The organism is Roseateles sp. P5_B10, assembly GCF_056400485.1.
On the sequence record NZ_JBFULE010001705.1, the window covers coordinates 1 to 544 of the forward strand.

Consider the following 544-nt stretch of genomic DNA (forward strand, 5'->3'; position numbering starts at 1 on the left):
ACCGGCTGGGCGCGCCCGCGTGCAGCAGGGCGAGACAGGACGAGGGGCGTTATTTCGGTGCCAGGCGGATCGCGCCGTCCAGGCGGATGACCTCGCCGTTCAGCATGTCGTTGGTGACGATCTGGTGCACGAGCTTGGCGTAGTCCTCGGGCTTGCCCAGGCGGCTCGGGAAGGGGACGCTCGCGGCCAGCGCGTCCTGCACCTCCTGGGGCATGCCGAACAGCATCGGCGTGCCGAAAATACCTGGGGCGATGGTCATGTTGCGGATGCCGTTGCGGGCCAGGTCGCGGGCGATGGGMAGYGTCATGCCGACSAYRCCRCCYTTGGASGCCGAATAGGCSGMCTGGCCGATCTGGCCGTCATAGGCCGCSACCGASGCCGTCGAGATCAGCACGCCGCGCTCTCCAGTCGGTTCTGGCTCGTTCCTGGCCATGGCCTCGGCGGCCAGGCGGATCATGTTGAAGCTGCCGATCAGGTTGACCGTGATGGTCTTGCTGAAGGCCGCCAGCGGGTGGGCACCGTCCTTGCCGACTGTCTTGATGGC

At 67.5% G+C, this 544-nt stretch carries 1 protein-coding gene; it reads right to left on the bottom strand.

Annotated elements, in window-relative coordinates; translation table 11 throughout:
* Window positions 1-49: 49 nt before the first annotated feature.
* A partial coding sequence (locus AC1DU6_RS35450) for an SDR family NAD(P)-dependent oxidoreductase (RefSeq protein ID WP_477863279.1) occupies window positions 50-544 on the bottom strand: 495 nt, incomplete at its 5' end.